This is a genomic window from Rhodothermales bacterium (assembly GCA_034439735.1).
Classification (GTDB): domain Bacteria; phylum Bacteroidota; class Rhodothermia; order Rhodothermales; family JAHQVL01; genus JAWKNW01.
In genome coordinates this window covers 1-5,951 of record JAWXAX010000241.1, presented here as the reverse complement: position 1 = coordinate 5,951, position 5,951 = coordinate 1, and the positions used below count along the sequence as shown (strand labels likewise).

The 5,951-nt window shown below is 61.1% G+C and carries 6 protein-coding genes; 2 read left to right on the top strand and 4 right to left on the bottom strand.

Annotated elements, in window-relative coordinates; genetic code table 11:
- From SH809_17560 to SH809_17545, 4 genes are all read right to left on the bottom strand, one after another.
- Positions 1-349 (bottom strand): hypothetical protein (locus SH809_17560; protein ID MDZ4701524.1); only part of this gene is annotated, 349 nt, incomplete at its 3' end.
- An 11-nt stretch (positions 350-360) separates the two neighbouring features.
- The gene (locus SH809_17555) at positions 361-1,236 is read right to left on the bottom strand and encodes a hypothetical protein (protein ID MDZ4701523.1); all 876 of its coding nucleotides are present in this window, start codon (positions 1,234-1,236) and stop codon (positions 361-363) included.
- Positions 1,237-1,472: 236 nt separating this feature from the next.
- The gene (locus tag SH809_17550) at positions 1,473-2,234 is read right to left on the bottom strand and encodes a carbohydrate-binding family 9-like protein (protein MDZ4701522.1); all 762 of its coding nucleotides are present in this window, start codon (positions 2,232-2,234) and stop codon (positions 1,473-1,475) included.
- Between the two features lie 85 nt (positions 2,235-2,319).
- Positions 2,320-3,723: a sulfatase gene (locus SH809_17545; protein ID MDZ4701521.1), complete on the bottom strand. Its 1,404-nt coding sequence runs from the start codon at positions 3,721-3,723 to the stop codon at positions 2,320-2,322.
- A 239-nt stretch (positions 3,724-3,962) separates the two neighbouring features.
- Here SH809_17545 and SH809_17540 point away from each other — a divergent pair, with 239 nt between their 5' ends.
- Together SH809_17540 and SH809_17535 are read left to right on the top strand one after the other, a co-directional pair.
- Positions 3,963-5,276 (top strand): ATP-binding protein, encoded by a 1,314-nt coding sequence (locus SH809_17540; protein ID MDZ4701520.1) that lies wholly within the window; start codon positions 3,963-3,965, stop codon positions 5,274-5,276.
- A 120-nt stretch (positions 5,277-5,396) separates the two neighbouring features.
- Positions 5,397-5,831, top strand: a complete 435-nt coding sequence (locus SH809_17535; GenBank protein ID MDZ4701519.1) for a response regulator — start codon at positions 5,397-5,399, stop codon at positions 5,829-5,831.
- Positions 5,832-5,951 lie beyond the last annotated feature (120 nt).

Sequence of the window (5,951 nt, the reverse complement as noted above, 5' to 3'; positions counted from 1 at the left end):
CCGTGCCCAGGTGCCACACGTTGCCCGCCGCGTCCTGTGCGTACCATCGAAACACGAGCCCGACCTGGAGTCCATCGACGAACACCCGGTCGCGGACGACGGTGGTCGACACGCCGGCGACGGTGCGTCGCGTCCCGGTGACGACGGTCTGGATGGTTTTTAATCCCTCGGGGGTCTGGCCCTGGTACTGGCGAAACACGTTGCCGACGAGCGTGAAGAACGGATGCGTGACGTCCGCCTCGAAGGTCGAGGCGTCGAAGACCGGCGTGTAGGTGAGGGCGGACGCGTCGTCCTCGCCGGGGAAGTCGCAGCCGGCTAGGAGGAGGAAGAGGAGGAGGAAGCGGATCATGGAGAAAACGATTACGGTTGGGCGTTCGGCATCGGCTGGACACGGCCGTCTTCCGGCATGGCGAGCCTGCGTTCATCGAATGGATTCGAAAAGGAGATGTCGCCGGCCCAGGCTTCGTTCTTGAAGCCCGACAGCACGCCGTCCACCACATTGAACCCACGAAACCGCGTCGCGACGGTGAGGCCGTCTACGGTCGTGTAGTTCTTATAGTAGAACAGCGTCTCGCGCAGCGGCTCGCCCGCGGCAGGAGGCCCGCCGCCGAACGTGACGGTATAGCGGATGCCGTCGACCATCGCGGTTTCCTTGTTGAGGAAGAGCGTGTAGGTATCGCCCGGCGAGTCGCCGACGCCGTTTTCGTAGGACACCCGCACCATATCGTGGGGCATGCCGTTGAGCGTATCATCGGGTAGCACGGTATAGTGGAGCCCCGGGTCGGCAAGGATGAAGGGGATGGACTCGAAATAATAGCCGGTCGTGGCCCAGAAGCGCGGGTTGATGCCTTGCAGGGAGTCTGGACTGATCCAGGCGTCTTCGCCATCCCAGGCAAACCGGCCGCTCGCCGGCATCGGGTTCTCCGGCGTGCCAAGCTCCAACAGATCGTGGTAGATGCGGCGCGAGTAGTTGTCCGCCACCAGACGCGTTTTGAAGCGGATGTTTGAGCCCACATTCGAATAATCCCAGGTGTACGAACTGGTCGGCGCTCCATACCAGGCGTCGAGCCCGCCGTGCGCGTCGATGGAACGTAGCAACAGCTGGCCGCCCTCGGAGGCTTCGAGCCGGGATTTTGCATCGTCCGCCATGGAGCGCGCGCGGTCGGTGGCGCCCGGAGGCGGCGGCAGTTCGCAGGAGGCAAGCGCCAGCACGGCGATGAGCATGAGCTTGTGCATGGAGAGCGGGTGGCAGGGTGGCGTAGAGGCGGTGCGAGGCCAGCCATGAAAGGCGGACATTTCTTATAGGGTAAATCCTTTGACTGACGCGACGTTTCCTCCTACGCCCAACTATTCTTTTCCAGGGATCGGACTGGGCCGGGATGACTCAGGCTATGAGGCGAATGCGATCCTGCCTGGTAGGATGATGTCGGGATCTCAATCGGGTCCGGAGCCGGGTCGATCGTGACTCCGGATCATTCAAACACCAGCGTGCCGTACCGTTCGAATGTGTGGAACGACTCGCCGACCGGCACCCAGCTCCAGGTGCTCGACGTTCCCCCGTCGTAGTCGACCCGGTAGAAATTGGCCCGCCAGCGCATGCCTTTCTCAGCGGGCACTTGTTGCAGCGGTGTGAGCAACGCATAGGGCACAAACACTTCTGCCCGCCATCCAGAAATGGCGGCACCGGGGGTCGCCGGCCCACCCTGGATCGACACCGCCTTGCGCGTCACCCGGTCGCCCTCATATTGCCAGGGAATCCACCCGAAATACCGGTCCTCGAAGTTGGGAATGATCAGCGGCAACTGGTAGCCGAGCGGTGAGATCTCGTATTCGAAATAGACCGGGTAGCGCTCGTCGGTCCAGAAGAAAAACTCGTAGACGTCCTCCGTCCACAGCTCGAGGTAGTCGCCTTCGAGGGTGGCGGTGAGCAGGCTGTCGGCGCCATCGAACAAGACGTACAGCCCCGTCTCCGAATACAGCATCTTGACGCGGGTGGCATAGCCATGCCCGCTGTCGCGGCGGATCGTGAGCGGCGTCCATGCGGCGCGCTCCCATGCGGGGTTGGCGCCGTCGCCGGTGACGGCGAAGTCGGAGGTCGATGGGACGGTCAGTTGGGCGTCGGGAGCGTCGGGAGCCGCGGTAGCGGCCGGTGGAGAGGGTTTGCAGGCCGATAGGCTCGCGAGGAGCAGACCGAAGAGCAGGATAACGAAGCCGGTTGGCGAGGGTTGGCGCATGATGCCTCCATGGAAAGACAGCGTGAGGTCTACCTAATTCTACTCCAAAATCAGCCGACGCGCCAGAAAAATGAGCGGGCGGCGGCTAGTCGCGCATGATCGGAACCGGCATCCGGGCGCCCGACGCGACGAGCCAGGCGTCGAGCCGGCTCTTGAGCACCTCGGCTTTCTCAGGCATATCGGCCGCCAGGTCGCGCTGCTCGCCGAGGTCGTCGGAGAGGCGGTAGAGTTCCACGGAGCCATCGTCGTAGTGTGCGATGAGTTTGTAGTCGCCCTCCCGGATGGCCCCGCCCAGCCGGTTCTCCCCGTGGAACGCGTAATTCGGGTAGTGGAAGAACAGGGCGTCCCGCCGGAGTGGGCCGGTTTGATGGAGGATCGGGAGCAGGCTTTCGCCGTCGAGCGGAAAGTCCGTCGTGGGAGCCAGGCCGGCCGCATCCAGCATCGTCGGGTAAAAGTCCATGCTGATCACCGGCTCGGCCGAGACCGTGCCGGCGGGGATCTTCCCGGGCCAGCGGACGATCAGCGGCACGCGGAGCCCCCCTTCGTACAGGTGCCCCTTCGCCGCACGCAGCGGCGCGAGGTCCGTGACGCCGCCGTAGGCGCCGTTGTCCGAGGTAAAGATCACCAGCGTCTCTTCCGCCAGGCCGAGCGAGTCGAGCGCGACGAGGACGCGGCCGACGGCGGCATCCATCGCCTCGATCATGGCGCCGTAGCGCCGGCTCGCGTCGAGGCCCTCCCCGTGGTCGCTAAACCCGGCGCGCGCTTCGTACTTCTGCACAAGCGCTTCCGGCGCGTCCATCGGCCAGTGGACGGTGTAGGGCCACAGGGCGATAAAAAAGGGCTGTGATTGATGGGAGCGCATAAACCCGACCGCTTCGTCCGCCAGCCGATTGGTCAGGTACTCGCCTTCACGGCGGTCTTCGATAGCCGGATTGCGATAGGGGTCGAAATAACTCGGCGGCCCGCCGAAGCTGACGCCACCGATGTTGACGTCGAACCCCTGAAATTCGGGCCGGCGGCCGGGTTCGACGGTATCCATCTCGTCATTCGTCCCCGAGAGGTGCCATTTGCCTAAAAATGCGTTGGCGTAGCCGGCCTCTTTGAGGCGTTCGGCGACCGTGACATGGTCGAGCGCCAGGTAGTTGACCATCTCCGCGGCGCGCAGGGTGGCCCCTGCCGGCTGGAACTGCGCCTGGTCGCCCGTGATGTGGTTGGTGATCGCGAGGCGGGCCGGCGAGAGCCCGGTCATGACAGCCGCCCGGGTGGGCGAGCAGACCGGCGACGCGGCGTAGGCATCGGTGAACCGCATCCCTTCGGCGGCCAGGCGATCCAGGACCGGCGTATCCAGCAGGGGATTGCCCTGGACGCGCAGGTCCATCCAGCCCAGATCGTCGATCATGATCATGACGATATTGGGGGGACTCAGGGGGGGCTCCTGGGCAGGCTGGCAGCCGGCCAGGACAGCGATCGCAAGGAGGGAGGCCCACACATGGGTTGCCGGCCAGGGTATTCGTTGCTGCCTGATAACGGTATCGTTTTTACGCCGGGTCATGAATCCACGGATCGACTGGTGAACCTGTCTGCCAGCATGCATGATACAACGCTGCTTGCACCGCGTCCAGGGGGGCACTCCACGTCATTTAAGAACGCTTTGGCGACACCGATACCCTATCACAGTACGACCACTCTTTCAATTGGTATCTAGTCATTCGTCCGAAATGGGAGAACATGGAAAGTCCAGAAAATCTTTCAGCCCGGGTTAGGCAACAGGATCCAGGTGAGGAGGCTGCATCTTTACTGGCTGGCGCGTTATACCATCAGGCTCGCTGCAACGCGCTCAACGAAACGGGTCTCCTCGATAGCCCGGATGAGCATACGTTCGACCGACTCACAAGCCTTGTGAGTAAGCTGATGCAGGTTCCGGTGTCGCTCGTCTCTCTGGTAGATACCGATCGGCAATTTTTCAAAAGTCAGTGCGGACTCCCCGAACCCTGGGCTTCGTTGCGTCAAACACCTCTTTCGCATTCGTTCTGCCAACATGTGGTCGCTTCGGGAGAACCGCTTATCGTTGAAGAAGCGACACGGCACGCGCTCGTGGCCAATAACCTGGCAATACGCGACCTGAATGTCCTCGCTTATCTGGGCATTCCACTTTTTACGCCGGATGGACAGGCTATAGGGTCGCTCTGCGCGATCGATTCCAAATCGCGTGCATGGACCGAGAAGGACGTTGAAGTTCTGAGTGAAATCGCTGACCTGGTGATGACTGAGATCGCGATGCGTCACCATCTCCGCGAGCGAAAGCGGGCCGAACAAGGCCTGGCCGATATCGCACAGCAGCTGCTTGCGAGTAACGAGGATTTGAGGCAGTTTGCGTCGATCGCTTCTCACGATTTGCAAGAGCCTTTGCGAAAGATCCAGACCTTCGCCGATCGACTGTCCTCGAATTATTCGGACGAGATCGATGAGCGGGGTCAGGGTTATCTCGAACGCATGACAGCCACATCGAAGCGCATGCAGCACTTGATCGACGCATTGCTTGACCTGACGCGAGTAACGAGCCAGTCCCAACCGTATGTCCCCACCGATCTGGACCAGGTCCTTGGCGAGGTGCTCTGCGATCTGGGACAGCGGATTGAAGATGCGGCAGGGCGTGTCGAGATCGGAGCGTTACATACCGTGGTGGCAGACCCGCATCAAATGCAGCAACTGCTCCAGAATCTGGTCGGCAACGCCCTCAAATTCTACAAGGAGGGTACGCCGCCCGTCGTACGAGTCCACGGCGAGTTATGCGATACGTCGAACGGCGAGCCGGCGATGTACCGTTTCTTCGTCGAAGATAACGGGATCGGATTCGATCCCACTCTTGCTGAGCGGCTCTTCCAACCCTTCGTGCGTCTACACGGGCGTCATCTGTACGAGGGAACGGGCATTGGCATGGCCATCTGCAAAAAAATCGTAGAGCGGCACGGTGGGACCATCTCAGCCAGGAGTACCCCCGGTGAAGGGGCTACGTTTATCGTTACCCTTCCAGTACGCTAAACCGGGAACGCGACCCGAGGTCTGAATCTATAGAAAGTATCCCTGTCCTGGTGACGCGGGTAGAAACGTATGTACCCGCATCCCGGCTCCGCAAACCCTTCCGTAACAACCAATACCGCCATGACGCCTACCCAGCTCTGTGTCTTGATTGTAGAAGACGACGAAGACGACTTTGGCTTTCTTCGTGACGACCTATTAACCCTCGTCGACTGGTCCTACACGATCGATTGGGCCCTGTCTGTCGAAGATGCGCTGGAGAAACTCCACAACCGTAAGTACGACCTGTGCTTCCTCGACTATCATCTGGGCGCCTACACAGGTCATGTTTTATTGAACACCATCCCGGCAAGCGGACTCGTCCCTCCCTTTGTGATGTTAACCGGGGTCGACGATGGGCACACCGATGCCCGATCGATCGCGGCAGGTGCTGCTGATTATCTCGTAAAGGGCAAATACGACACGGCCTTATTAGCACGCACTATTCGTCTCGCTCTGGCGCGTAAGCACAGAGAACTCCAGCAAGGGGAAGCGTACGTCTGGTCACCGGCTGAATAGTCCGTCACGAAACAGCCTGCGCCCGGCTTTGACCGGGGGATGACGATGCCCTGGATTGTAGAAATCTCAACAGTTTGTGAACCCTTAACCTGAAACCACTCACGATAATCCGACAGGATT